The following is a 23,061-nucleotide window of genomic DNA, read 5'->3' as shown; positions in this document are numbered from 1 at the left end:
AGACGAACCGGCCGCCGGTGGCTCAGGCTTGAGCGGGCGCGCCCTTCGCGCGGAACACCTGCTTCAGGCCCGAGAACAGCGGTGCTTTCACGGTGCCCGGCGCGCGGCCGAAGCTTTCGGTGATGCGGTCGAGAATGATCGCGAGCAGCACGACCGACAGACCGCTTTCGAAACCGAGGCCGATGTCGAGGCGCTGGATACTCGCGAGCACGTCGTTGCCGAGGCCGCCCGCGCCGACCATCGATGCGATGATCACCATCGACAGCGCCATCATGATCGTCTGGTTCACGCCCTGCATGATCGACGGCAGCGCATTCGGGAACTGCACCTTGTACAGCAGCTGCCACGGCGTGCAGCCGAATGCCTGGCCGGCTTCGACGATCTCGCGGTTCACGTGACGGATGCCGAGGCTCGTCAGGCGCACGGCCGGCGGCATCGCGAAGATCACCGTCGACAGGATCCCCGGCACGCGGCCGAGACCGAACAGCATCGCGGCCGGAATCAGGTAGACGAATGCGGGCATCGTCTGCATCAGGTCGAGGATCGGACGCACGATCGCGGCGACCAGCTTGCTCTTCGCGGCCCAGATGCCGAGCGGAATGCCGAGCACGAGGCTGATGATCGTCGACGACAGCGTAAGGCCGAGCGTGATGACCGTCTGGTCCCAGAAGCCCGTCGCGAAGATCAGCAGCAGCGATAAGGTGGTGAACAGCGCGAAGCGCCAGCCCACGCGCCACAGTCCAACGCCGATGAAGATCGCCATCATCAGCCACATCGGGATCGCCTGCAGTCCGTGCTCGACGAACGCGGCGAGGCCCTCGATCGCGCGGCCGATCGCATCGAACGTTGCCGCGTCATGGTCGAGCAGGTAGTGAACGGACCGGTCGACCCAGGTACCGAGCGGAATCATTTCAGACATGGGAACCTCGCGAACGCGTGATGGCTTTCAGGATGAGTGCGCGGTCGACCGAACCGCAGTAGCAGCCGTCGTCGTCGACGACGGGCAGTGCATTCGGGCTGGCGACCACGCGCGCGACGACATGATCGAGCGTCGCGTCGCGCCGGATGCTTTCGATCGGCCGCACGGACGGCGTGGCCTGACCCAGCGCATCGCGCGTGACGAAGCCGCGAATCTTGCGTGCGGCGTCGAGCACGAACGCGTATTCGGCACTGCCGTTCAGCGTCGCCGCGACGTTCGCGGCATCGAACTTCGACATGGTCGGCACGGCGCCCGTCTGCATCAGGTCGCCGGCAGTGAGGTAGCGGCTGGTGTCGATGCCGTCGAAGAACGCGCGCACGTAGTCGTCGGCCGGGTTCGCGATGATGTCCTGCGGCGTGCCGACCTGCACGAGCCGACCGCCTTCCATGATCGCGATGCGGTTGCCGATGCGCAGTGCCTCCTCCAGATCGTGCGACACGAACATGATCGTGCGGCGCTGTTCCTTCTGCAGTTGCAGCAGCACGTCCTGCATTTCGCGGCGCTTGAGCGGATCGAGCGCGGAGAACGCCTCGTCCATGATCATCAGCGACGGGTTCACGGCGAGCGCGCGGGCCAGGCCGACGCGCTGCTGCATCCCGCCCGACAGCTCGGACGGCAGCTTGTGCGCGAACGGTGCGAGACCGACCTGCTCGAGCACTTCCATTGCCCGGCGTTCGCGCTCCTTCTTGCCGACGCCCCCGACCTCGAGGCCGAACGCGGCATTCGACACGACGGAGCGATGCGGCATCAGCGCGAACGACTGGAACACCATGCTCATGTCCTTGCGGCGTAGCGCGGTCAGCGCCGAGCGGCGTGCCGACGCAACGTCGAGCCCGTCGATCAACACCTTGCCGGCGCTTGGATCGACCAGCCGGTTCACGAGGCGGATCAGGGTGGATTTGCCGGAGCCGGACAGGCCCATCAGCACGAATATTTCGCCTTCCTGCACGTCGAACGATACGTTGTGCACGCCGACGACCTGACCGGTACGCTTGAGCACATCGTCTTTCGTCGCACCGGCGGCGAGCATGTCGAGCGCCTGCTGCGGGTTACTTCCAAATACCTTGCACAGACCTTCGACCACGACCTTGGGGGCATCCATTGAAACCTTCTCCTCGTGTAGCGGGGACTCACGCGTCGCATAGCGTGCCTACATAGTTGCCAGAAAAAACCCCGACCTGCCGACGAATTACGACAAACGCTTGCGCAAATACGACACGGCCTCCAGCCCCGCCTGGCGGGCCGCGGCGGGCGGCGGCACCCGTTTGCGGCAACGCAATACGCGCACAGCCAGCAACGGCGGGCATCACACGCCGGACTTGTGCGCAGCAGCGCGGCGCGCATCGCATGGCTTTTTGCGCCAATTCGCCTCGGGTGCGCGTCGCTTTACGACAATTTCACGTCCGTTCCGGCGCCGCTCTGCTCAGACGAAAGAAAACACCGCATTCACCCGTAAAAAGCATGACCGTGCAAAAGGCCGCGCGGCGACACCGAACGGCGCACGCCGCGATACCGCGCCAACCCGAAAAATCCGCGACGACCGCTGTGATACATTGCCCGCAAACACGCTGATCGCGACGTTGCCGCGGGCCTTTCACTCGATGGTACGCCGATGGCGCGCGCATGCCGGTTCGCCTGCCGGGCGTGCTGAAACCGCCTCGATCCGGTGCATTCCGGATCGAAGGACGATAACGATAGAGAGAGGGAGCAAGGCGTTGAACTGGGCATTCGCCGTAATCGGTTTCGTCGTGGGCGGCATCGCCGCCTTGATCGGGGATTTCTCAGCCGCGAACGGCGCGCTGCTCGGGGCCGCCGTCGGGTTCTGCATCGGGCACGCGCTGCGGCAACAGAAGCTCGGGAACAAGCCCGACGCACCCAACGCGTTCGCGATGCCCGCGACGCCGCCCCCCACGCCCGTACTGCTCGCCGATCGTGTCGCGCGCCTCGAAGCGACGGTCGAGACGCTGACGCGCGAAGTCGCGTCGCTGCGCAGCCAGCTGGCCGGCGCGAAAGCCGGCGCGGGCTCGGCCGGTAGCGCGACGCAAACGCCTTCGTCCAGCGCGGCCGGCGCCACACCGCCGCCTGCGGCCTCGGCAACGCCACCGGCACTGACACCGACACCGCCCGCGCAACCCGCGGCCGCCCGGGCTGCCACGCCGGCATCCACCTCGGTGCCGGTTCCTGCCGCGGTGCCCGCACCGGCAACCGCAGCGCCCGCCGCCGGCCATCCCACGTCAAACGCTCCCGCAACGCCCGCAACTCCCGCTCGCCCCGCCCCGCCCGCGCCCAGCGAACCCGGCATTGCCGAGCGCGCATTCCGCGCCGCGCGCGACTGGCTGCTCGGCGGCAACACGGTCGTGCGCGTCGGGATCATCGTGCTGTTCTTCGGCGTCGCGTTCCTGCTCAAGTACGCGGCCGACAACAGCATGCTGCCGATCGAATTCCGCCTCGCGGGCACGGCGCTCGCCGCGGCCGCGCTGCTCGCGATCGGCTGGCGCGTGCGTGCGCGCCGCGCCGCGTACGGCCTCGTGCTGCAGGGGGGCGGCATCGGCATCCTGTACCTGACGATATTCGCCGCGACCAAGCTCTACGCACTGCTGCCCGTCGGCGCGGCGTTCCCGCTGATGGTCGCGGTCTGCGCGCTGAGCGCGTTCCTCGCGGTGCGGCAGAACGCGCTGCCACTCGCGTTCATGGGCAGCGCGGGCGGCTTTCTCGCGCCGGTGCTGCTGTCGACCGGCCAGGGCAACCATGTCGCGCTGTTCAGCTACTACGCACTGCTGAATGCGGGCATCTTCGCGATCGCGTGGTTCAAGGCCTGGCGTCCGCTGAACCTGCTCGGCTTCGTGTTCACGTTCACGATCGGCTCGGCGTGGGGCGTGACGGCCTACCGCCCCGCGCTGTTCGCGAGCACCGAGCCGTTCCTCATCCTGTTCTTCCTGATGTATGTCGGCATCGCGCTGCTGTATGCGGTGAAACGCGAACTGGCGTTGCGGCACTACGTGGACGGCACGCTCGTGTTCGGCACGCCGATCGTCGCGACCGCGCTGCAGGCCGCGCTCGTGAAGGACATGCCGTTCGGGCTCGCGTGGAGCGCCGTCGCGCTGTCGGCGTTCTACGTCGCGCTCGCCGCCGGGCTCGCACGGCGCCGCGAGCGCCTCGCGCTGCTGTTCGAAGCCACGCTCGCGCTCGCGGTGATCTTCGCGACGCTCGCGGTGCCGCTCGCGTTCTCCGGCCCGACGACCAGTGCCGCGTGGGCGATCGAGGGCGCGGCCGTCGTCTGGCTCGGCGTGCGCGAGAAACGCCTGCTGCGGTTCGGCTTCGGGCTGCTGATGCAGGTGGCCGCGGCCGGCGCATTCTTCACGAGCCTGCTCGGGCCGGCCGACACCACCGCGCTGCCCGTGCTCAACGGCTCGACCATCGCGATGCTGCTGATCGCGCTCGCCGGGCTGTTCACCGGCTGGTGGCTGCACGGACGCGACGAAGCGCGCGCGTGGCACGCGTGGATGCCCGAGATCGGCGCCGCGGCCGCGGCGTGGGGGCTGCTGTGGTGGGTCAGCGGCGGGTTGCACGAAATCCTCGTCTATGCGAGCCGTCACGTCGATCTGCATGCGGACCGCTTCGTCGTCGACGCGACCGCGCTGTTCGCGGCCGGCACCGCATGGCTCGCGCACGTCGCGCGCCGCCGGCTTGCCTGGCCGCTTGCCGAATGGCCCGCGCTCGCGCTGACGCCGGTGCTGGCGCTGCTCGCGCTGCGCGCGTTCGACGCGCACGAAGCGCCGCTGTCGGGCATGGGCGCGTTTGCGTGGCCCGTCGCCATCGGCGCATGCCTCGCGCTGCTGTGGCGCCAGTCGCGCGGCGCGGCAGGCGCCGAAGCCGCGAAGGGCGCGGCGCCCGGCAACGGGCAAGCCGTCGCCGCAGGCATCATCGCGCCGCTGCATACGCTGACGTTCTGGACTGTGTGCGGACTGCTATCGCTCGAAGGCTTCTGGCGCCTGCGCGCGTTCGTGCCCGAAGGCGCATGGAGCTGGAGCGCGTGGGCCTACGGCTTCGGCGCGCTGCTCCTGCTGGTATCGGGCCCCGGCTCGCGCCTGCGCTGGCCCATCGCGGCGTTCCCGCGCGCCTACCAGGTGTGGGGCGCGGCGCCGCTCGCCGCGCTGCTGTGGCTGTGGAGCATCGCCAGCGTGACGAGCGACGGCAACGCAGCGCCGCTCTTCTGGCTGCCGCTGCTCAATCCGCTCGACATCGCGCAGTGCCTGGTCTTCGTCGCGTTCGTCGCATGGCTGCGCCGCCTGAAGGCACTCGGCATCGCATGGCACCCGCGCGTCGTCGACTATGCGGCGATCGCGACCATGTTCCTGTGGTTCAACGCGCTGATGCTGCGCACGCTGCATCACCGCTTCCATCAGGCCTACGACATCGACACCGTGCTGTCGTCGTTCGGCATCCAGCAGGTGTTCATGGTCGGCTGGAGCCTGTTCGCGTTCGCCGGGATGTGGCTGACGCGCCGCGACGGCATCGCCCGCGTGTGCGCGCTCGCGTCGCTGCCGCTGATCGTCGTGATGTGGGTGTGGACCTTCTACGCGAACTTCACGCAGGACGGCGGAAGCTGGGCGCGCATCCCGCTGCTCAATCCGCTCGATCTCGTGCTCGCGGTGGTCTATGCGCTCGCCGCGTCGTGGTTCGTGCGCACGCGCAAGCTCGGCTGGTCGTTCGGCAACTATCGCGTCGAACTGCTGAGCGCGGCGGGCGCGACCGCATTCCTGTGGCTGAACGCGATCCTGCTGCGCTCCTTGCATCACTGGGCCGGCGTCCCGTACGAATTCGGCGCAATGGCCGAATCGACGCTCGTGCAGGCCTCGGTGTCCGTGTACTGGACGCTCTGCGCGCTCGCGATCACGATCTGGGCCACGCGCCGCGGGCTGCGTCCGCTGTGGTTCGTCGGCGCCGCGCTGCTCGCGCTCACGGTCGTCAAGCTGTTCCTGTTCGACCTGTCGCACGTGACCGGCATCGAGCGCATCGTGTCGTTCATCGGCATCGGCGTCCTGCTGCTGTTGATCGGCTATTTCTCGCCGCTGCCGCCGAAAGCCGCGGCCCAACCGGACGACGCACGATGAAGCGACTCGCAGCCCTGCTCGGACTGAGCCTGCTCGCGTCGTTCGCGGCGGCCGACGGCACGCCGGGCGCCGGACGCGTTGCGCAACGCTTCTCGCTCGACCTCGACGGCAGCGCCGCGTATTACCAGCTCACCGTGCCGCAGCCCGTGTATGCGGCGAGCCGGCGCGACGATCTCGGCGACGTGCGCATCTTCAACGGCGCCGGCGAGCCGGTGCCGTATTCGCTCGACGCGCCCGCCGCGCCCGCTGTACCGCCGTCGCGCACGCCGGTGCACTGGTTCCCGCTGCCGCCTGCGCGCGCCGACAACGGCAACGCATCGCTCGGCGTGACGGTCGGCCCGGACGGGGCGCTACGCGCAGCCGTCGCCGCGCCGTCGCGTGCGAAGCGCGGCGCGGATCTCGTCGACCTGTCGCATGCGAACGGCGACATCGACGCGTTGCTCGTGCACGTGGGCGACGACAGCTACCAGGGGCGTGTCGCCGTCGACGAGAGCGACGACCTGCGCAACTGGCGGCCGCTCGGCAGCACGCAGTTGCTGAAGGTCGGCCACGGTGACGACATGCTGGTGCAGGAACGCATCGCGCTCGAAGGCGCGGCACCGCGCTACCTGCGGCTGGACTGGCTCGACGGCGCGCCCGCGATCGCGTCGATCGAGATCGAAACGCAACCGCACGATGCGCGCACGGCGGATACCGCGGCCGTGCCGCGCCAATGGCGCGACGCCGTGCACGTGCGGGCCGGTAGCACACCCGGCGAGTATCGGTTCGACACCGACGGCGCGTATCCGGTCGACCGCGTGCGCATCGACCTGCCGCAGCCGAATACGGTTGCGCGCGCAACACTGCAGAGTCGCCCGGACGCGCAGGCGCCGTGGCGCGACGTCGCTGGCGCCGTGCTGTTCCGGCTGCAGGGCAAAGGCGCCGAACAGCGCAACCCGCCGCTGGCGTTCGCGCCGAATCCGGATCGCGCGTGGCGGATCGTCGTCGACATGCGCAACGGCGGGCTCGGCGGCGGCCAGCCGGCCGTCGCGATCGGCTGGCATCCCGCCGCGCTGACTTTCGTCGCGCGCGGCGCGCCACCGTTCACGCTTGGCGTCGGCGACGCGGCGCTCGTGTCGTCGGCCGTGAGCCGCGACGCGCTGCTGGTCGGCATGGCGCCCGAAGTGCGGCCCGCGCGCGTCGGCGCGGCGCTGCCGGTATCGACGGTCGCGCCGGTGGCGGCGGCCGATACGGACGCGATGCGCCGCTACGTGCTGTGGAGCGCGCTGGTCGTTGCGGTCGGCGTGCTCGGCACGATTGCGTGGCGCCTCGCGAAAGGCGGCGGCGACGCGTAACCTCGACACGCATTCGTGTCCTTCTTGATGCGCCGTTTACCGCGCGTGCCTGATTTTTTCGACAATCGCAACGCGCGATCGCGTACGATCGTCGCGCGAATTCGTCGACCGGGTCCCTCTCGGTATCGGCATGCGCGCCACGCAATCAGGCACGCCGTTACCGGGCCACGATGCGACCATGCTGACGCGGCCGCCACGGCGACGAGCGGCAGCTCGCAGCGCCGGCCGCACGTCGTGCCGCCCATCCGGTGACACGGCGCACGTGCAGGTCGCGCCGGGCCACCGCGGCCACGCGCGATGGCAACGCATATGCGAGACGCCGCACGGCCGCCACGCGCGCAGCCAGCCGCGACGCCGGCGACATGCGGCGCGCGAAGCGCGCGACAGGCCGCTTGCAGAGGATCGCGCTGTCGTAGCGCTTGCCGGCGAAGCGCATCGTGTCGACGACCTCGAAACCCTGCGCGCCGTAGAACGCCAGCAGGTGCGAAGCGGGATGCGGCGTATCGAGCGCGAGCAGCGTATAGCCGCGCAACGCGGCCCATTGCTCGGCGAACGACAACAGCAACGCGCCGATCCCGCGGCTCTGGCAGTCGGGATCGACGGCCACCTGCCGCACACTCGCGACGCCTTCGCACCGGTACAGCGAACAGGCCGACGACGGATCGGTCGCATACAACGTGGCCGTGCCGATCACACGTCCGCCGCACACGGCGACGTAGCACTCGCCCGCTTGCGCGCGGCGGCGTGTGACGTCTTCGTCCTGGTCGACGCACGTGCAGTTGAGCCCCATCGCGCCGAGCCGCGCGAATGCGCGATGCAGCATCGGCGTGAGTTGCGCATAGCTGTCTACTGCCGGATCGAAACGCCGGACGATCACCCGATCGGCGCACACGGAAGGCAGCGCGGTAGAGGACCGTTCGGCGATCGCGTTCCAGGGTATCGACATTGCAATACTCCGTGGTTGGGATGCCCGAAGTCTATGAGCGCGCCGGCCGCCGTCGCAAGAAAAAATGTCGTAAAAGTTTGGGGAAATGCGCGCGGGCGAGACGGTTGCAACGGTGCGTGCCGCGGCTTTCGGGTGCGTCGTCGAGTACGCATGAAAGAGCGCCGATCGTTGTTCGTGCAAGCAATGTCGCGTGCGTCGTTGACACGTGCGACGACTCCATCCAGACTCGCTGCTCCCCCACCGTACCGAGCGCGCTCATGGTCACCTGCTTCCTTCGCTACGTCATCGATCCGTACAAGCTCGACCAGTTCGAAACCTACGGCAAGATGTGGATTCCGCTCGTCGAGCAATTCGGCGGCACGCATCACGGCTACTTCCTGCCATCCGAAGGCGCCAACAACATCGCGCTCGCGATGTTCTCGTTCCCGAGCCTCGCCGAGTACGAGCGCTACCGCGAACGCTCGAAGGACGATCCCGCCTGCCAGGCCGCGTTCCGCTACGCGGAGGAAACACGCTGCATCGTCAGCTACGAGCGCAGCTTCTTCCGGCCGGTGTTCGAGTAATCGCCGTGCATCGCGCCCCGTTTCCGGCGGCGGACGAAAAAAAGCCCCGCCAGCATCCGCGCGGCGGGGCCAACCCATGTCAGTAGAGACATCATGGAGGAGACGGGCCCATCTTATCGAGGGCCGCACGCCGTCCCAACCAAGCATTTCTGCTATCCATCTGCGTCGCCGCGCGCACGCTCGCCCTGTGTGTACGGCATATCGATAGAACGAAAAGTCGTTTTCAGAGTGGCGGCGGGGTCGTTACCATCTGGTTTTAAGCCTGTGCTTAGCCGGGCAAGCCATCCCAAGGAGCGCCCCTTGACTGCATTCGATCAACACCGCCGCCCGTTCGTGGTCGGCATCGGCGGCACCACCCGGGCCGCGTCGTCGACCGAGCGCGCGCTGTCGTTCGCGCTGCGCGGCGCGCAAGCCGCCGGCGCACGCACGCGCCTGTTCGACGGCCCGTTCCTGCATACGCTGCCGCACTACGCCCCCGAACACAAGACGCTGACCGACGCGCAGCGAGAGCTGATCGACACCGTGCGCGAAGCCGATGCGATCGTCATCGCGACGCCCGGCTATCACGGCGGCGTGTCCGGCCTCGTCAAGAACGCGCTCGACACGCTCGAGGAACTGCGCGCCGACGAGCGCCCGTATCTCGACGGCCGCGCGGTCGGCCTGATCGTCACCGCCTACGGCTGGCAGGCCGCCGGCACCGTGCTGACGTCGCTGCGTTCGATCGTCCACGCGCTGCGCGGCTGGCCGACCCCGTTCGGCGCCACCGTGAACACGCTCGAAACGCGCTTCGACAGCGCCGACAGCTGCTCGGATCCGAAGGTCGTCGCACAACTCGAGACCGTCGGCTCGCAAGCAGCGGAATTCGCGCTCGCGTTCGCGTCGCATCGCGCGGCCTCGCATGCCGCATCGGTCGACGTGCTCGCCCCCGTGCTGAAGATCGCCAACCACTGACCGCAGTCTTCCCGCCGCCCGCGCCCAGCCGACGACGTTCGCCGCGCGCGGGCGGCGCGTGTCCGAAGCGCCGGCACGCACCGCGCCGACGCCCCTGCTTCATGCCGGCTCCCCGTCCCGATAACGATCAGGCCTGCCATGTGATTTGCATTGGCCGAAAGATTGGTTCACGCGGGCGGCGGGTTTTCGTACGCTGAAAGCCCGAATCCTCCATGCGTACGCCATGAACCGCACGATCCGCTACAAGGGCTACGAAGTCGCCCCCGCCGCCGCCCGGCTGCCGAACGGGCTGTTCGCCGCCAACCTGACGATCGAGAAGGCAAGCGGCGGCCCGTCGCCGCGCGCCGTGTCGTTCGACGCGATCGATTTCTTCTTCGAAGAGGAACACGCGCTCGCGTATGCGTCCCGCTGGGGACGCCTCTGGGTCGACACGCAGGCCTGAGCACAGCGCCCGACATATCGTTTGTCAATTAAGTTGAGCGGCATACATGAATAAAATCAATAGCTTGCAAATCATTCCGCCATGATTTCTCGCTTCATTTTTCCATACAAGTTGAGCAAAAGCCGCTGAATTGACAAGAAATACGAGCACTCGCTAATAGGCTTGGTTCTTCCCAAGATGTGGCGGTCTATCGATCGATTTTCGTCAAGATTGGCCGAGCACTATAGCGGCAGTGGCCTCCCACGCCACCTCCGCTCACCACTCTACTCGGCGGGACTAGCATTGACGGGAGCCATCATCAAATGCGTCACGGCTTCCGCCACTTGTCCGGCTTCCCGGCACTCGTAATGGGTTCATCTCATGATCCAGCGAGAACACGGAGCCCCCCCCTATTCGATCACATAGGTTCGCCTTGTTGACTCCGTGACCATTTCGCCACGTCACCGGAAATCTAGGGGGGGTCTTGTGCGTATGCGCCGCGGGCTTACTGAACGTCAGGGCACGCCACTCCGTACCGCGCAGGGGCCCCCTGCGAAACGTGCAGTGCCTCGGCGGCGCACGTGAAATTGCGGTGTTCCGGGACGGCCAGGAAGTAATGGACATCACACAACAGCACGGCGAATTTCCTCGTCCGCGATAACAATTGGTATTTCCTATGGTTATCATCACAAACCCGTCTTGGACGCTATGACGGAACAGGTCCATTCTCCATTCAACGCATCGCACTGACCGACGCGGCGACGAACGCCAGACTGAATGGAGCTGACCATGCAAGAGATCATCGACGGTTTTCTGAAGTTTCAACGGGACATCATGCCCGCACGCAGGGAGTTGTTCCGCAAGCTGGCCACCAGCCAGACGCCGCGCACCCTGTTCATTTCCTGTTCCGATAGCCGCATGGTTCCCGAACTGGTCACGCAGCGCGAACCGGGCGATCTGTTTGTGATCCGCAACGCCGGCAACATCGTGCCTTCGTTCGGTCCCGAGCCGGGCGGTGTGTCGGCTACCGTCGAATATGCAGTGGCCGCGCTCGGCGTGACGGATGTGGTGATCTGCGGCCACTCGGACTGCGGCGCGATGACGGCCGTCGCAACGTGCAAGTGCCTCGACCATATGCCCGCCGTCGCGAACTGGCTGCGCTACGCCGACTCGGCGAAGCTCGTCAACGAGGCGCGTGAACATGCAGGCGAGCGCGAGCGCGTCGACTCGATGGTGCGCGAGAACGTCATCGCACAGCTCGACAATCTCAAGACCCATCCCTCCGTTGCACTGGGACTTGCGCAAGGCCGCCTCAATTTGCACGGATGGGTCTACGACATCGAATCCGGCTCGATCGACGCGCTCGACGCCGCGACTCGCCAGTTCGTGCCGCTCGCCGCGCATCCCGATGTCACCGCGACGCCCGCCGAGTGCGTGGCTGCGCTCTGATTCCCGGCTCGTCACACCGACTGCCGATCTCACCAGGTTGATTTACTCAAGGAGCAACATCATGACCCAATCGCAAGTCACACCGAACGCACGCGAAGCTCTGACGGAAAAGATCGTCGACGCGAAGGTGCGCAAGAACCTCACGTTCGAAGCCATCAACGAAGGCACTGGCCTGAGCCTCGCATACACGACAGCCGCGCTGCTCGGTCAGCATGCGCTGCCGGAGAATGCGGCGAAGCTCGTCGCCGAACGCCTCGGGCTCGACGACGACGCCGTGCGCCTGCTGCAAACCATTCCCGTGCGCGGCAGCATTCCGGGTGGCGTGCCGACCGATCCGACCGTCTACCGCTTCTACGAAATGGTGCAGGTGTACGGTTCGACGTTGAAGGCGCTGGTTCACGAGAAATTCGGCGACGGCATCATCAGCGCGATCAACTTCAAACTCGATATCCAGAAGGTTCCGGACCCGGAAGGTGGCGAGCGTGCCGTCATCACGCTCAACGGCAAGTATCTGCCGACCAAGCCGTTCTGAACCCATGATGCAAAGACGAAAATTCTTACTGAGCACCGGTGCCGCGCTTGCTTCGGGCGGCCTTGCGCTCTCGGGTTGCACGATGACGGGGCCGCGCTCCACGTCGAGCACCAACAGTGCGCTGTCCCCCACAAGGAGATCCGAAATGACTTCACCCGCAGCAGTTCGCCCGCCGCTTCCGCCGTTCACGCTGGAAACTGCCATCGAGAAAGTCCGTCTCGCGGAAGACGGCTGGAATTCGCGCGACGCCGCCAAGGTCGCGCTCGCCTATTCGCTCGACACGAAATGGCGCAATCGCGCCGAGTTCGCGAACAATCGAGCGGAAGCGCAGGCGTTCCTCGAGCGCAAATGGAAGAAGGAGCACGAGTATCGTCTGATCAAGGAACTGTGGGCATTCGGCGGCAATCGCATTGCCGTACGCTACGCCTACGAATGGCACGACGACTCGGGCAACTGGTTCCGCTCCTACGGCAACGAGAACTGGGAGTTCGGCGAGGATGGCCTCATGCAGCGCCGCTATGCGTGCATCAACGACATGCCGATCAAGGAATCCGAGCGCAAGTATCACTGGCCCTTGGGCCGTCGGCCAGATGATCATCCGGGACTGAGCGAGTTGGGGCTTTGAAGCCCGGATCGTTACAGCCGCGATGAGTGGTTCGCGCCCAACAATCCGGTTGCGAAGAACGACGGATTGTTGAGCGTGTATTGACGTTCACTGGTACTGCTAGTTTTGTCGGGTGGTGCGCAAATCTCGTCCGGTGATTCGGCTAGCAGAAACTTCGAACCGCAACACCATTACCGTTAGCACTGCTTAATCTATATCGAAACAAGGAAAGGGAAACATCATGAACAAGAGCATCCGCTACATTTCTTACGTCCTGTCGGCACTCACGCTGGCTGCTTCCACCACGACCGCGTTTGCTGCCTCTTCCGCAGAAGCGGCTTCACCGGGTTACCACTCCGCTGCACCGTTGATCCAGCGGAACGCAGCGCCGGAAGCCCAGCGCGCACTGACCCGCCGCGCCGTGATCAACGAGCTGATCCAGGCCGAGCAGGACGGTACGCTGCAACGCCTGAACGATACGGTTTTCCACGGCTCGTGACGCCAGACCAAGCGGCTACGACGAAGCGAGTCGTACGCCGCCTCACAAAGGGCGAGTCGCCTCGATGTGTTTATGTCCGGCGGATCGTCAGTTGCAGCATCCAATGCGGCAAGGATCACACCGAATTCGATCGTGAACGCTGCCTCGATCGCAGCCCACATCGGCATTGTCGATACCGCCGAATCTACGGCCAGCAAACACTCGGCTGACGGTTTGACTAAGCGCCCAGCAGTGGAAGGTGTCGCGGTCGGCGCGCATGCTAACGCAACTACGCCAAGGCCGGTCGCCACCCAAATGTCGGATCGTTACCGAGGCGGCGACGAGTCAGCAAAAGCGGGCTTCCTGTCGATGATCTCGGCAAAACGCGCTGTTGCGGGCCAATCCGCTCGCGCTGCATCAGCTTCGAAGCAAGTCACTCAACTACGCAACGCCGTCGATGTCGGTGGTGGTCACGTCGGCTTTCCAAACCGCTCAGTCAGCAGTTGTAAGAACGCCCTGCTTGCCGCAGTGCGATACGCACCCTTGCGCTCCAAGATGGCAGCCGTACGCGTTGGCAGAGGGGGATCGATCGGCACGGGATGTAGGCCCTCTTGCACGCGTGCGATGTGATCAGGGAGAACCGTCGCCAGCTGCCCGCGACGCACGATCTCGACGATTGCACCGATCGTATCCACTTCGATTGCGACAAGCGGTCGAATAGCGTGACGCGCAAAATGCTCATCGATGAACCGGCGCGTCGCGAATGTGTCGTTCAGCAAGACCAGCGGCTCCTTGCCAAAGTCAGGCCCCGCGAGTGCCTTGCGGCGTGCGGCACGCGGGTGGTTGCGGCCTACCACCAGGCTCAGCGTTTCCGCGAAGAGGGGTTGGCTTTCGATGTCGACCGAAAAGGCCGGATGGAATGCGACACCGATATCAAGCCTGTCGTCCGCAAGCTGCGCCTCCATCTGATCCTGTGTGAGTTCGCGGATATCGATCCTGATGCCAGGATGCAGCTGGTGAAAGCCATCTACGACCGGCCCGACCAAGGAAGCCGTATAGGTCGGCGTTACTGCGAAACGCAGGCTGCCCCGGCTCAGTTCCGCCACGTCGTGTATCGCCCTCACACCTGCATCAAGGTCCTGTAGCGCGAGCTTGGCGTAACGCATCCACGCCTCTCCCGCGTCGGTCAGTTGAACGGTTCTGCCTGAACGGTCGAACAGCTGTGTTCCCAGGGTGTCCTCGAGCTGCCGGATCTGCTGCGACAAGGTGGGCTGCGATACATGAAGCGCCTCGGCAGCGCGCGTGAAGTTCTTCTGTTCTGCTACTGCAAGGAAGTAACGGATATGACGTAGCAGCACGGGAATTCCCTCACCTATTGGCTATTCCTATCGAATCTATCGCAAACCAGTCTTGGACGCTATTGGAATTCGCATCCATCCTTCATCCATCGAATCAACGCACGCATCCAAGCCGATCGTGAGGGAGGTCGTCGATGGGTTGCGGATACGCTGAACCGGGCCGTTAGTACGCTCGCGCTGAGGGAAATTATTTTGGTTCGTAGACTTTCCTAATGATCTTCGTTCGAGCGATCATCGTGTCCGCCTTTTCTGCTTGCCATCGACCTCCCGCTCTGTGTCGTGCGGTCGCGCGCACTTTCGACCGTTCGTTTGCTCGGCGGCGAAACGCCGGGCGATGTGTTGCCCGAGTCTTACAACAGTGTTGGTCAAAACCACAGTCGTATGCCTGCCCGTTATCGTAGGTGGGTGACCGTGTCCGGCGTTTCAGGAGGCTGCTCCACTTGGACCGAAGACCCGAAAGTTGGAGATGGCATCAATGGAGAACGGACCAGCTTTCAGCTGATTCCACTTCTTGCGAGTTTGCACCCACTGCGCGTGCTTAAATTGTGCAGCGTTTGCTGCATCGTGAAGCGCCGGATATCCAAAGTCGTCGGCATACTCGCGAAGGGCTGCCTGTCGCTCACGCCAATTGCCGGTACCTTGGTTAGCAAACGCGATATGTTCGAGGCACATATGAAGGACCGTTGCCGCACAGCGTTCGCTCGATGAACGGTCTCTATATGACACAACACGATCAGCAAAGAGAACTGCTGCGTTGTTCTTTTCGATCGCTTCTGCGACGTCAATGTTGAAACCTGGAATGAAATGCGCACTCAAGGCGATGACTTCTTGCTGTTCCGTCGGCAGTGAGGAGTACCAGCCAAGGAAGTGGTCGAGCGGTGATTCAATATTTTCGTTTGACATAATTGAGTCGATCGGCACCAACTCTACCGACTCGGAAGTGGAGCGCGCCGCGCAAGCAAGGCGCGACCCGTATTGCACGAGTTTGGGCGCACCAACCATAATGTCGCTGTGCGGCGTTATTTCGTTATCCTGCTTTTTTGCGATGTCTGCAAAAGCTACGCGCGACATTGAGCGGCTGTTGTGGAGACGTGCGAAAAGCCCCGTTGGCCCTTTTTGGTCCACCCTTGGATTCGAGTGAGAGAGCGAGTGGGGTCTATGGGCGTGCATTCACCTGTATCCCGCATCCGGTGCCTTGCCACTCGCACGGCCTGCACCACGAGCCATCCCGCTGCCGAAGCCTAGTGTTTGCGGAAACTCCTTCCCACCAAGGTTCTCCGTTCCGAATGCAAACAGGATGCCATTCAGTCCGTATGTTATCCACCAGAGAAGACGCAGTGGATTCCAGAAGCAAGGGCTGCAAGGCTTACTGCCCACATGGAGTGGGCAGTAATCGCTAGAGGGCAGACTAGGTGAGAAGGACGGCGAGACACCCTGGAGTTCCCAAGCTGGGTGGGGATGCTCCGTCATACCAAACTTCGGGAGGCCGTCGTCGCAGAGACTGCCTCACCGTTGCCTTCGTTTCCCCGCGTACTTCCAATCGAAGCGACACGATCAGCCCAGCTATTAGAGGCCGAGCTCCGACAAGCCGGGATGATCATCCGGCCGACGGCCCAGGGGCCAGTGATACTTGCGCTCGGATTCCTTGATCGGCATATCGTTGATGCACGCATAGCGGTGTTGCATGAGGCCATCCTCGCCGAACTCCCAGTTCTCGTTGCCGTAGGAGCGGAACCAGTTGCCCGAGTCGTCGTGCCATTCGTAGGCGTAGCGCACGGCAATGCGATTGCCGCCGAATGCCCACAGTTCCTTGATCAGACGATACTCGTGCTCCTTCTTCCATTTGCGCTCGAGGAACGCCTGCGCTTCCGCTCGATTGTTCGCGAACTCGGCGCGATTGCGCCATTTCGTGTCGAGCGAATAGGCGAGCGCGACCTTGGCGGCGTCGCGCGAATTCCAGCCGTCTTCCGCGAGACGGACTTTCTCGATGGCGGATTCGCGTGTGAAAGGAGGAAGCGGCGGACGGAGTTCAGTGTTGGTCGACATGGTGTTACCTCAGTGGCTGGTGGATGAAGACCCGATACCGGGCCGAAGGGTGGATAAGAGCAGTGCTGCGTGTTCTCGATCGCTTAGTCTGGCGATTAGCCCGTGTGCAGGGCGGACTTCGCTCGCTTACACCGCGAAGGTGATGTAACCGCCCGAGTGCGTCATGATGTGCGCCCAACGCACGGCCGCGTACAGCCCCTCGGCGCATGCAAAGTCGCTGCCGTCAATCGCGACGACCCACTGGTCTTCTTTGAGGCGAAGCGCGAGTCGTTGGTTGTCGACCAGGTCGCTGTACCAGCGCCATGTGGCCGGATTCGACTTATCGGCCTGCAGAGCCTGATGAAGGGCAGTGACTTCGCAATCTGAGGGGCACATGACAGTCTCCTTGACGTACCGACCTTGAATGATTGAGACAGGTCTGTCTCAATATTGGTGTAGACAGGTCTGTCTGTCAAGAAATTTCTGTGCCTCTCGGCGCCTGTGCAGAGACAGGTCTGTCTGCCATAATGGAGGCATGATTTGGCAAAAAAGGGGCCGAAATGTCACAACCCTCCGCACGCGACCGGATATTGGAAACCGCGGCGCGCCTGTTCTATCAGGACGGGTTCCGTGCCACGGGCATCGACAAGATCATCGCCGAGTCAGGCGTCGCAAAAATGTCGCTTTACCGGCACTTCGCCTCCAAGAGCGAACTTATTGCAGCGTTCCTGGACCGTCGTCATGAGTTCTGGATGCACTGGTTTGTCGAAGAGGTGGAGGCTCGTTTTGCTCAGCGTGCCGAGCTGTCCGTCATCGCGGAAGCCTTAGGTGAATGGTTTGCGCAGGAAGACTTCCGTGGTTGCGCCTTTATCAATGTGGTCGCCGAAGCCGGATCGACGGGAGACCCGGGGCACCTTCAGCAGGCCGTATCCCACAAGCACGCACTTGAGCAGTACATTTCTGAACTTGCTGGCCGCCTCGGGCTCCAGTCGCCTGCTACCGTCGCCGCAGATGCGATGCTCTGCGTAGAAGGCATGATTGTGCGCTATCAGGTGACACATGATTCGACAGTGGTGGATTCGGGCAAGCGTGTACTGGCGAGAATCGAAGAAGGCGCCTCAACAAGGCGCAGGTCCAAAGCTGCCTGACGGGTCCTTTCCGCGTGGACATCAACACCGGTGTCGCGTTTCATGGATGCAGAGCCTCTCGGCCGAGTAACCCAGTTCCTCCACTTGCACAGAGGCACCCTGCCGTCGTCCAGCTTTCGCGCCACCGCCTGTCCACTTGCTTCCCGTGTGCACAGTTCGTCGTCGCAGCCTGCTCGGACACCAATGAAGCAGTTGGTCGGCCGGCCGAGCTAATCACGCATTTCCTGGCTTCCGGATAGCGGTCGCGAATCCACTTCGACAGTTTCTGGCGACAGGGATAGGCCCCTCTTCGTCCGAGCGAATCCCGTCCTTGTGATGTCCGCCGGCATCGTCGACCGAAACATCCGCGGACGACGGCACGAGCACGTTTTCCCATTTCGCGACCGCGGCCGAGGCGACCGCATTACCCAGCACATTGGTCGCCGTGCGCCCCATGTCCAGGAAATGATCAACGCCGATGATAAGGAGCAGCCCGGCCTCGGGGATATTGAACTGACCCAGTGTTGCGGCGATGACGACCAAGGAGGCGCGCGGCACCCCGGCCATGCCTTTGCTGGTCAGCATCAGGATGGCAAGCATCGACAACTGCTGCACGAACGATAGATGAACGCCATACGCGTGCGCAATGAACAGCGTGGCAAATGTGCAGTACATCAACCACTACCGCGCAGGGGCCCCCTCGCTCGTCTTAGATGTCAATCCGCTCGGTTTTAACGACCAACGACACCGGCTATCGTTTGTCAGTTAAGTTGAGCGGCATACATGAATAAAATCAATGGCTTGCAAATCATTTCGCCATGATTGCTCGCTTCATTTTTCCATACAAGTTGAGCAAAAGCCGCTGAATTGACAAGAAATACGAGCACTCGCTAATAGGCTTGGTTCTTCCCAAGATGTGGCGGTCTATCGATCGATTTTCGTCAAGATTGGCCGAGCACTATAGTGGCAGTGGCCTCCCACGCCACCTCCGCTCACCACTCTACTCGGCGGGACTAGCATTGACGGGAGCATGTCCGCCCCCGAATCGCGTTTGCGCCGAATTATGCAGCGGAATAGCGATTACTCGGATAGCGCACGCCCAGATGGTCACGCAAGGTCGTGCCTTCGTATTCGCTACGAAACAGGCCTCGCTCCCGAAGGATCGGTACCACCTGCTCGACGAAATCGGTGAACGCCTTTGGCGTACCGCCGCCGACGATGAAACCGTCCGCGGCGGCGGCTTCGAACCATTCCTGCAAGCCGTCCGCGATATGCTCGGGCGTACCGATGAAACGCGGCCGCGGTGCAGCCGCTTCGAGCGCGACTTGGCGCAACGTCAGTCCGCGCGCGCGCGCATTGCGCTTGATCTCGTCAGTCCCACTGCGAAAACTGTTGCTGCCGAGTTCGCCCAACTCGGGAAACGGCTCGTCCAGCGGATACTGGCCGAAATCGTGATGTTCGAAAAATCGCCCCAGATGGTCGAGCGCGCTCCCGATCGTGATCAGTTTCAGGCTCTCCTGGTATTGCTGCTCCGCGTCCTTGGCTGTCCGCCCGACGATCACGCCGATCCCCTGAAAGATCTTCAGATCGGCGTGTTGACGCTCCTGCTCGATCACCTGCTGCTTGAGATCCGCATAGAACTCGCGCGCTTGAGCGAGCGTATCGTGATGGGTGAAAACCGCGTCCGCATGCGCGGCCGCGAGCTGCTTGCCGGCCTCGGACGCGCCGGCCTGAAACAGGATCGGGCGAGCCTGGGGCGTGCGCCCCACGTTCAGCGGTCCCTCGACCGAGAAATACTTGCCCTTGTGATCGAGCGTATGGAGCTTGGCCGGATCGAAGAACACCCCGCTCGTCCGGTCGCGCACGAACGCGTCTTCCTCCCATGAATCCCAGAGCCCCTTCGTCACCTCGAGATATTCATCTGCAATCCGGTAACGTTCATCATGTTCGGGATGCTCGGTGCGAGAAAAATTTCGTGCGGAGCCTTCAAGCGGCGACGTCACGACGTTCCAGCCTGCCCGCCCCCGGCTCAGGTGATCCAGGCTCGCGAACTGGCGGGCAACCGTGAACGGCTCGCTGTACGACGTCGACAACGTTCCCACCAGCCCGACCCGCTCGGTGACGGCCGACAGTGCCGACAGCAGCGTGAGCGGCTCGAAACGATTCAGGAAGTGCGGGATCGACTTGGCGTTGATATGCAGGCCGTCCGCGACGAACACGAAATCGAATTTGGCCGCCTCGGCCTGGCGGGCCACGTTCTTCGCGAAATCCGGATTGATGCTCGCATCGATTACCGCGTCGGGATGGCGCCACCCGGCGTAATGTCCGCCGGGACCGTGGATCGTCGCGCCAAGATGAATCTGCCTGGAACGCCCGTTTTGCCGCACTGCCTGCGTTTCGCTCATGATCAGTATCAGTTTGTTCTACCGAGATTGAATGTAAAGACGCTTCCTTCTCCACCTCGACTTGATCGGTGCCGGGATGGGAGAAATAGCGACTGCCCGAGGTACGGCGATCAGTCGTCGAGCTCTGAGGCTCTAGCAATCATCTGCGTGTTCGAACGACTCATTGCAAGAACTGCTCGTTGCCGATCAACCCGATCTTCGTCGCACCTTCGCGCTGGGCGGAGGCCAGCACCTCGGCCACCGCTCGGTAAGGTGCCGCCTTGTCCGGGCGCAGCCGGATCTCGTCCTGATCGGCCTCGGTCGCCACCTCGCGGAACTTCGCGTCAAGCGCCGCCGCGCCGCGCACGGCCACACCGTTCCAGTTGACCGAGCCGTCCGCGCCGATGTCGATCTGTACGACCTGGGGCGGATGCGGCGGCACCGGCGGATTCCCGACCGGAAGGTTCATCTTCACCGAATGCATCTGGATCGGGATCGTGATGATCAACATGATCAGCAGCACCAGCATCACGTCGATCAGCGGCGTGGTGTTGATGTCGACCATCACTTCGGGGTCGTCCCGGCCTGCACCGGCGCCTGCTTTCATACCCATCGTTCGAACTCCCTAGCCGCCGCGTGCGGGCGGTTGCGTTATGAAGGCGATCTTGCCGATCCCGGCTCGCTCGCACGCAGTCACTACGTTGCCGATGTACTGATACGGGGTGGCCTGGTCGCCGCGCACGTGCACGTCGGGCTGCGGCGCCTGCGCCGAAACGTCTTTCAGCCGGGCCAACAGCGTCAGGAGGTCCACGTGTTCCGTGCCCCAGAAAACGTCGCCCTGCCGGTTCACCGCGATCTCGATGCTTTTCGGCTGCGTCTGCAGCGGCTGGACGCGCTCCGCCGGCAATTGCACCTGGATCGTATGGGTCACCACCGGGATCGTGATGAGGAAGATGATCAGCAACACCAGCATCACGTCCACGAGCGGCGTGGTGTTGATCGCCGAGATGACCTCGTCGTTGTCGTCACCGCCGACACTGATTGCCATGACGCGCCCCGCTTATGACTGAGTCGCCAGCGCCTGCGGCGACCGTGCCGCCGGCGTCGCGATGCTGCCTGCCGCGCGCCGGCCGCCCGCGAGCAATACCGTGTGCAGCTGCGCGCCGAAATCCCGCACGCGCTCCATCACGGACTTGTTGCGGCGCACGAGGAAGTTGTAGCCGAGCACGGCCGGCACGGCCACCGCGAGGCCGATCGCGGTCATGATCAGCGCCTCGCCCACCGGCCCGGCGACCTTGTCGATCGACGCCTGGCCGGCGATACCGATGGCGGTCAGTGCGTGGTAGATGCCCCACACGGTGCCGAACAGGCCAACGAACGGCGCGGTGGAACCCACCGTGCCCAGAAAGGCCAAGCCGTCCTGAAGTCGGTTCGATACGCTGGTGATCGAACGCTCGATGTTCAGGTCGATCCAGGTATTGCGGTCGACCGAGTCGAGCAACGCGGTGTCGTGGTGTTCGCCCGCTTCGATCGCATTCTCGGCGATGAAGCGGAACGGCGACGCATCGTCGAGCTGGGCGGCGCCCTCGGCCAGCGTCGGCGCATTCCAGACCTGCTCGTCGGCCGATTTCGCGCGGCCGTTCGCCCGCGCCTGCTCGACGAACTTGGTGATCATGATGTACCAGCTGCCGAGCGACATGACCACGAGCAGCCCGAGCACGAAGCGGGCGACAAAGTCGCCGTTCGCCCACAGCGCGCCCAGCCCGTACGGATTCTCGACGGCTGCCGACGTCGCGGGCTCGGGCGGCGGCACCGCACGATCGGCCGCACTTGCGGCGGCCGGCGCCGCCGAGGTCTGCGCCACGCCGGAGGCCGCCTGGCTCGGCGTGGACGCCGCCGCTTGCTGTGCAAGCACGGCTTGCGGAGCGACCAGCGTGCCGCCGAGGCCGGCCGTGATCATTACAGTTGCCGCGATCGCGGCGCGAAAACGGTTGTTCATAAGGACTCCGTATGCGTCATGTGTCGATTCGAAAAACCGGCCCGGCCGAATGACTTGCCGTGGCCTGCGTCAATTCAGGTTGAAGGAAAACGGTACCCGCACGCGTACGGGCTGGCCCTGCGCAATGCAGTGAAACCGCTTGACCGCGTTGAGCGCCGCACGATTGAGCACCGGGTCGGCCGGCTGCGCGAGCCGCAGGTTCGTCACGTGCCCGTCCGGGTCCACCGTAAATTCGACCGTGACATCGCCCGTGATGTTGTTGTCCTGCGCTTCCGGCGGATAGACGATCGACGATCTGACTTCGTCCGAATTCGGGCAGACCACGCCGATCTCGTGGTTCACCGGCTTCGCGACCGGCACCGGCGCCGGCGCGGGCGGCGCCTCGTGCACGGGGGCGCTCGGCGCCGGCGCGTCCTGGTGCGTGATCGTCGGCTGCGGCGGCGCCTGCACGCGCACCTCGGGCGGCGGCACGAACGGCGGCGGCGGTGCCGCCCGCGGCTTCGACACGACCTTCTCGACCGGCTTCGGCAGCGGAGGCGGCGGCGGTGGTTTCACCGGTACGATGATCCGGGTCTCGATCGGCTGCTGGACGATCTGGACGACGCGGGTCGCGAGACCGTTCACAAGCGCCCAGATCAGGACGAGATGCAGGCCGATGGCGATCGCGATGCCGCCGAAGCGACGAACCGGATGAGTCTGCTTGTTGCCGAAGCGGCGCGGGCGGCCCATTGCCGCGAGCCGGGATTGAGTGGCGGTTGTCATGTTCGGTCCAGTGGCACCGAGGTCGAAAGTGCGTC

At 64.3% G+C, this 23,061-nt stretch carries 22 protein-coding genes and 3 pseudogenes; 11 read left to right on the top strand and 14 right to left on the bottom strand.

Annotated features, from left to right (window positions below):
• Positions 1–22: 22 nt before the first annotated feature.
• Positions 23–919 (bottom strand): choline ABC transporter permease subunit, encoded by an 897-nt coding sequence (gene choW, locus ACVK00_RS07310; RefSeq protein WP_006749909.1) that lies wholly within the window; start codon positions 917–919, stop codon positions 23–25.
• Positions 912–2,365, bottom strand: a pseudogene (locus tag ACVK00_RS07305) (quaternary amine ABC transporter ATP-binding protein); the annotation flags it as partial. The pseudogene ACVK00_RS07305 and the gene choW, both read right to left, overlap by 8 nt.
• A 329-nt stretch (positions 2,366–2,694) precedes the next feature.
• On the opposite strand from ACVK00_RS07305, the gene ACVK00_RS07300 reads away from it, so the two are divergent.
• On the top strand, positions 2,695–6,093 hold the full coding sequence (locus tag ACVK00_RS07300) for a DUF2339 domain-containing protein (RefSeq protein WP_354123254.1): 3,399 nt from the start codon (positions 2,695–2,697) through the stop codon (positions 6,091–6,093).
• On the top strand, positions 6,090–7,427 hold the full coding sequence (locus ACVK00_RS07295; protein WP_284895808.1) for a DUF3999 domain-containing protein: 1,338 nt from the start codon (positions 6,090–6,092) through the stop codon (positions 7,425–7,427). The genes ACVK00_RS07300 and ACVK00_RS07295 overlap by 4 nt, the downstream gene beginning before the upstream one ends.
• A gap of 157 nt (positions 7,428–7,584) precedes the next feature.
• Here the strand turns inward: ACVK00_RS07295 and ACVK00_RS07290 are convergent, their stop codons facing one another.
• Positions 7,585–8,373, bottom strand: a complete 789-nt coding sequence (locus tag ACVK00_RS07290; protein ID WP_284895809.1) for a GNAT family N-acetyltransferase — start codon at positions 8,371–8,373, stop codon at positions 7,585–7,587.
• Positions 8,374–8,630: 257 nt separating this feature from the next.
• Between ACVK00_RS07290 and ACVK00_RS07285 the strand changes: the two genes are divergently transcribed.
• The 3 genes from ACVK00_RS07285 to ACVK00_RS07275 all read left to right on the top strand — a co-directional run bounded on the left by ACVK00_RS07285 (position 8,631) and on the right by ACVK00_RS07275 (position 10,329).
• On the top strand, positions 8,631–8,936 hold the full coding sequence (locus tag ACVK00_RS07285) for an NIPSNAP family protein (RefSeq protein ID WP_228908362.1): 306 nt from the start codon (positions 8,631–8,633) through the stop codon (positions 8,934–8,936).
• Between the two features lie 300 nt (positions 8,937–9,236).
• Entirely contained in the window at positions 9,237–9,887 is a 651-nt protein-coding gene (locus ACVK00_RS07280) for an NADPH-dependent FMN reductase (protein ID WP_006749915.1), read from the top strand.
• A gap of 223 nt (positions 9,888–10,110) precedes the next feature.
• Positions 10,111–10,329, top strand: a complete 219-nt coding sequence (locus tag ACVK00_RS07275; RefSeq protein ID WP_006749916.1) for a hypothetical protein — start codon at positions 10,111–10,113, stop codon at positions 10,327–10,329.
• A gap of 484 nt (positions 10,330–10,813) precedes the next feature.
• Here ACVK00_RS07275 and ACVK00_RS07270 read toward each other — a convergent pair whose 3' ends face one another.
• Positions 10,814–10,945, bottom strand: coding sequence for a LysR family transcriptional regulator (locus tag ACVK00_RS07270; protein WP_435521268.1), 132 nt, complete (start codon positions 10,943–10,945; stop codon positions 10,814–10,816).
• A gap of 152 nt (positions 10,946–11,097) precedes the next feature.
• On the opposite strand from ACVK00_RS07270, the gene ACVK00_RS07265 reads away from it, so the two are divergent.
• The 5 genes and pseudogenes from ACVK00_RS07265 to ACVK00_RS07245 all read left to right on the top strand — a co-directional run.
• Positions 11,098–11,757, top strand: a complete 660-nt coding sequence (locus ACVK00_RS07265; RefSeq protein WP_012372075.1) for a carbonic anhydrase — start codon at positions 11,098–11,100, stop codon at positions 11,755–11,757.
• Between the two features lie 61 nt (positions 11,758–11,818).
• The gene (cynS, locus tag ACVK00_RS07260; protein ID WP_085042838.1) at positions 11,819–12,289 is read left to right on the top strand and encodes a cyanase; all 471 of its coding nucleotides are present in this window, start codon (positions 11,819–11,821) and stop codon (positions 12,287–12,289) included.
• A 145-nt stretch (positions 12,290–12,434) separates the two neighbouring features.
• A complete protein-coding gene (locus ACVK00_RS07255; protein WP_028362915.1) occupies positions 12,435–12,914 on the top strand; it encodes a nuclear transport factor 2 family protein in 480 nt (159 codons plus the stop codon).
• A 220-nt stretch (positions 12,915–13,134) separates the two neighbouring features.
• The gene (locus ACVK00_RS07250) at positions 13,135–13,392 is read left to right on the top strand and encodes a DUF4148 domain-containing protein (protein WP_284895811.1); all 258 of its coding nucleotides are present in this window, start codon (positions 13,135–13,137) and stop codon (positions 13,390–13,392) included.
• Positions 13,393–13,464: 72 nt separating this feature from the next.
• Positions 13,465–13,755: pseudogene (locus ACVK00_RS07245) on the top strand (SDR family oxidoreductase); the annotation flags it as partial.
• An 86-nt stretch (positions 13,756–13,841) separates the two neighbouring features.
• On the opposite strand, the gene cynR reads toward ACVK00_RS07245, so the two are convergent.
• The 4 genes from cynR to ACVK00_RS07225 form a co-directional block, all read right to left on the bottom strand.
• Positions 13,842–14,729, bottom strand: coding sequence for a transcriptional regulator CynR (gene cynR / locus ACVK00_RS07240; protein ID WP_228908364.1), 888 nt, complete (start codon positions 14,727–14,729; stop codon positions 13,842–13,844).
• A gap of 423 nt (positions 14,730–15,152) precedes the next feature.
• Positions 15,153–15,854, bottom strand: a complete 702-nt coding sequence (locus tag ACVK00_RS07235) for a hypothetical protein (protein ID WP_228908365.1) — start codon at positions 15,852–15,854, stop codon at positions 15,153–15,155.
• A 441-nt stretch (positions 15,855–16,295) separates the two neighbouring features.
• Entirely contained in the window at positions 16,296–16,775 is a 480-nt protein-coding gene (locus tag ACVK00_RS07230; RefSeq protein ID WP_284895813.1) for a nuclear transport factor 2 family protein, read from the bottom strand.
• A gap of 126 nt (positions 16,776–16,901) precedes the next feature.
• Positions 16,902–17,150: a hypothetical protein gene (locus tag ACVK00_RS07225; RefSeq protein WP_011660840.1), complete on the bottom strand. Its 249-nt coding sequence runs from the start codon at positions 17,148–17,150 to the stop codon at positions 16,902–16,904.
• A gap of 164 nt (positions 17,151–17,314) precedes the next feature.
• Between ACVK00_RS07225 and ACVK00_RS07220 the strand changes: the two genes are divergently transcribed.
• A complete protein-coding gene (locus ACVK00_RS07220; RefSeq protein ID WP_229050698.1) occupies positions 17,315–17,902 on the top strand; it encodes a TetR/AcrR family transcriptional regulator in 588 nt (195 codons plus the stop codon).
• Between the two features lie 213 nt (positions 17,903–18,115).
• Here the strand turns inward: ACVK00_RS07220 and ACVK00_RS07215 are convergent.
• From ACVK00_RS07215 to ACVK00_RS07190, 6 genes and pseudogenes are all read right to left on the bottom strand, one after another.
• Positions 18,116–18,559: pseudogene (locus tag ACVK00_RS07215) on the bottom strand (dicarboxylate/amino acid:cation symporter); the annotation flags it as partial.
• Between the two features lie 383 nt (positions 18,560–18,942).
• Positions 18,943–20,286, bottom strand: a complete 1,344-nt coding sequence (locus ACVK00_RS07210; RefSeq protein ID WP_006749917.1) for an LLM class flavin-dependent oxidoreductase — start codon at positions 20,284–20,286, stop codon at positions 18,943–18,945.
• A gap of 160 nt (positions 20,287–20,446) precedes the next feature.
• Entirely contained in the window at positions 20,447–20,878 is a 432-nt protein-coding gene (locus ACVK00_RS07205; RefSeq protein ID WP_284895814.1) for an ExbD/TolR family protein, read from the bottom strand.
• 12 nt (positions 20,879–20,890) lie between these two features.
• A complete protein-coding gene (locus tag ACVK00_RS07200) occupies positions 20,891–21,313 on the bottom strand; it encodes an ExbD/TolR family protein (RefSeq protein ID WP_284895815.1) in 423 nt (140 codons plus the stop codon).
• Positions 21,314–21,325: 12 nt separating this feature from the next.
• Positions 21,326–22,264: a MotA/TolQ/ExbB proton channel family protein gene (locus tag ACVK00_RS07195; protein WP_284895817.1), complete on the bottom strand. Its 939-nt coding sequence runs from the start codon at positions 22,262–22,264 to the stop codon at positions 21,326–21,328.
• A gap of 69 nt (positions 22,265–22,333) precedes the next feature.
• Positions 22,334–23,026, bottom strand: coding sequence for an energy transducer TonB (locus ACVK00_RS07190; RefSeq protein ID WP_284895818.1), 693 nt, complete (start codon positions 23,024–23,026; stop codon positions 22,334–22,336).
• Positions 23,027–23,061 lie beyond the last annotated feature (35 nt).

The organism is Burkholderia sp. PvR073 (assembly GCF_054055695.1).
Note: the sequence above shows the minus strand (reverse complement) of the source record. Positions and strands in the feature narration are given on the sequence as shown.

Coding starts and splice junctions, on each gene's coding strand:
- ACVK00_RS07290 (WP_284895809.1), bottom strand. CDS start 8,373: ATGTCGATACCCTGGAACGCGATCGCCGAACGGTCCTCTACCGCGCTG.
- ACVK00_RS07275 (WP_006749916.1), top strand. CDS start 10,111: ATGAACCGCACGATCCGCTACAAGGGCTACGAAGTCGCCCCCGCCGCC.
- ACVK00_RS07225 (WP_011660840.1), bottom strand. CDS start 17,150: ATGTGCCCCTCAGATTGCGAAGTCACTGCCCTTCATCAGGCTCTGCAG.
- ACVK00_RS07210 (WP_006749917.1), bottom strand. CDS start 20,286: ATGAGCGAAACGCAGGCAGTGCGGCAAAACGGGCGTTCCAGGCAGATT.
- cynS (WP_085042838.1), top strand. CDS start 11,819: ATGACCCAATCGCAAGTCACACCGAACGCACGCGAAGCTCTGACGGAA.
- ACVK00_RS07250 (WP_284895811.1), top strand. CDS start 13,135: ATGAACAAGAGCATCCGCTACATTTCTTACGTCCTGTCGGCACTCACG.
- ACVK00_RS07255 (WP_028362915.1), top strand. CDS start 12,435: ATGACTTCACCCGCAGCAGTTCGCCCGCCGCTTCCGCCGTTCACGCTG.
- ACVK00_RS07195 (WP_284895817.1), bottom strand. CDS start 22,264: ATGAACAACCGTTTTCGCGCCGCGATCGCGGCAACTGTAATGATCACG.
- ACVK00_RS07200 (WP_284895815.1), bottom strand. CDS start 21,313: ATGGCAATCAGTGTCGGCGGTGACGACAACGACGAGGTCATCTCGGCG.
- ACVK00_RS07295 (WP_284895808.1), top strand. CDS start 6,090: ATGAAGCGACTCGCAGCCCTGCTCGGACTGAGCCTGCTCGCGTCGTTC.
- ACVK00_RS07205 (WP_284895814.1), bottom strand. CDS start 20,878: ATGGGTATGAAAGCAGGCGCCGGTGCAGGCCGGGACGACCCCGAAGTG.
- ACVK00_RS07190 (WP_284895818.1), bottom strand. CDS start 23,026: ATGACAACCGCCACTCAATCCCGGCTCGCGGCAATGGGCCGCCCGCGC.
- ACVK00_RS07230 (WP_284895813.1), bottom strand. CDS start 16,775: ATGTCGACCAACACTGAACTCCGTCCGCCGCTTCCTCCTTTCACACGC.
- choW (WP_006749909.1), bottom strand. CDS start 919: ATGTCTGAAATGATTCCGCTCGGTACCTGGGTCGACCGGTCCGTTCAC.
- ACVK00_RS07265 (WP_012372075.1), top strand. CDS start 11,098: ATGCAAGAGATCATCGACGGTTTTCTGAAGTTTCAACGGGACATCATG.
- ACVK00_RS07220 (WP_229050698.1), top strand. CDS start 17,315: ATGTCACAACCCTCCGCACGCGACCGGATATTGGAAACCGCGGCGCGC.
- ACVK00_RS07285 (WP_228908362.1), top strand. CDS start 8,631: ATGGTCACCTGCTTCCTTCGCTACGTCATCGATCCGTACAAGCTCGAC.